Genomic DNA, 2015 nt, shown 5'->3' with positions numbered 1-2015 from the left:
CGGCGAGCACGCCGCCCGTGGCGACCGCGGTGAGCAGGCCCTTCTTCGTGACCTGACGCATGGATTCGTTCCCTACCTTCGCTTGCGACTCTTCACCGGAGCGGTAGGGAACATCCATGCCCCGCACCTCCCCCGGAAATGGCGAGCGGCCCCGGAGCGCCGCGAGGCGTCCGGGGCCGGCCTCCCCCACGCCGTCGGGCATGGGAGGGTTCCCGAATCGCGGCCGCGTGACGGCCGCGGAGGGTACTAGCTGTTGACGCAGGTGTTCCCGAAGGTGGGGTTGAGCAGCCCGATCACGTTGATGCTGTTGCCGCACAGGTTGACCGGCACGTGCACCGGGACCTGGACCACGTTGCCCGACAGCACGCCGGGGGAATGCACGGCGGCACCCTGCGCGCCGGCGTCGGCGACAGCCAGACCCGCGCCCGCGAGCACCAGACCGCCGGTGGCAGCCGCAGTGGCTACGACCTTCTTGAGCATTGCTTCCTCCTGGATGGGACCAATGTGGCCCCCAAGCCGCGGACCACACCCGTCGTAACGACGCGGAGGAAACAGAGCTACGAATAAACCGGATCATTCACTCGTACTGACGACCCGGGTCACCGTGGCAGGTACAGACGAGCGAGCGTTCGACCGTCGTACGGCCGCGGGCGGTTGGCGTACGGGGGCCGCGACCATCGGCCGCCCGCGCGCTGTCCGTTACCGCTGCTCGCTGCTCGCTCAGCAGTTGTCGCTCAGCAGTTGTCGATGAAGTGGTCCAACACCCGCACCCCGAACTTCAGTCCGTCGGTCGGCACCCGCTCGTCCACGCCGTGGAACATCCCGGCGAAGTCCAGCTCGGGCGGCAGTTGCAGCGGCGCGAAGCCGAAGCAGCGGATGCCCAGGTCGGAGAAGGACTTGGCGTCGGTGCCGCCGGAGAGCATGTACGGCACGGTGTGGGAGATCGGGTCCTCCGCCTTCAACGCGGCCCGCATCGCGTCGACCAGCGAGCCGTCGAAGTCGGTCTCCAGCGCCTTGTCGGAGTGGAGCGTCTCGCGCTTCACCCGGGGGCCGAGCACCCGGTCGAGGTCGGCGAGGAACTCCTCCTCGTATCCGGGCAGGAAGCGCCCGTCCACGTGGGCGGTGGCCTGGCCGGGGATGACGTTCACCTTATAGCCGGCGCCGAGCATGGTCGGGGCGGCGGTGTTGCGCAGGGTGGTGCCGATCATCCGGGCGATCCCGCCGAGCCGGGCGAGGGTCTCGTCCATGTCCTCCGGGTCGAGTTCGACCCCGAACGCGTCGGACAGCTCGTCGAGGAAGCCGCGCACCGACTTGGTCAGCCGCACCGGGAACTGGTGCCGCCCCAGCCGCCCGACCGCCTCGCACAGCTCGGTGATCGCGTTGTCCTTGTTGGTCATCGAGCCGTGGCCGGCGGTGCCGTCCACGGTGAGCCGCATCCAGTGCATGCCCTTCTCGGCGGTCTCCACCAGGTACAGCCGCAGGTTCTCGTTGACGGTGAACGAGAAGCCGCCGACCTCGCCGATCGCCTCGGTGACGCCCTCGAAGAGCCCGGCGTGGTTGTCCACCAGGTGCCGGGCGCCGTAGGTGCCGCCGGCCTCCTCGTCGGCGAGGAACGCCAGCACGATGTCGCGCGGCGGCTTGCGCCCGCTGCGCACCCGGTCGCGGATGACCGCGAGGGTCATCGCGTCCATGTCCTTCATGTCGACCGCGCCGCGGCCCCACACACAGCCGTCGACCACCTCGCCGCCGAAGGGGTGCTGGCTCCAGTCGTCGGCGTTCGCCGGGACCACGTCGGTGTGGCCGTGGATGAGCAGCCCGGGCCGGCTGCGGTCCTCGCCCTCGATCCGCACCACCGTGGACGCCCGGCCCGGGTGCGACTCGAAGATCTCCGGCGCGAGGCCCACCTCGGCCAGCTTCTCCGCCACGTACTCGGCGGCGGCGCGCTCCCCCGGGCCCGAGTGGTCGCCGTAGTTGCTCGTGTCGATCCGGATCAGCTCGGCGCACAGGTCGACGAC

2 protein-coding genes are annotated in these 2015 nt (G+C 70.2%); both read right to left on the bottom strand.

The window, feature by feature from the left end:
- Positions 1-246 precede the first annotated feature (246 nt).
- The gene (gene chpH, locus AC13HU_RS36290; protein WP_483046256.1) at positions 247-480 is read right to left on the bottom strand and encodes a chaplin ChpH; all 234 of its coding nucleotides are present in this window, start codon (positions 478-480) and stop codon (positions 247-249) included.
- A gap of 254 nt (positions 481-734) precedes the next feature.
- Positions 735-2015 (bottom strand): M20/M25/M40 family metallo-hydrolase (locus AC13HU_RS36285; RefSeq protein WP_483046255.1); only part of this gene is annotated, 1281 nt, incomplete at its 5' end.

The sequence above is a fragment of the Streptomyces sp. NH27 genome, assembly GCF_056859195.1.
This window is presented reverse-complemented; position numbering and strand designations above follow the sequence as displayed.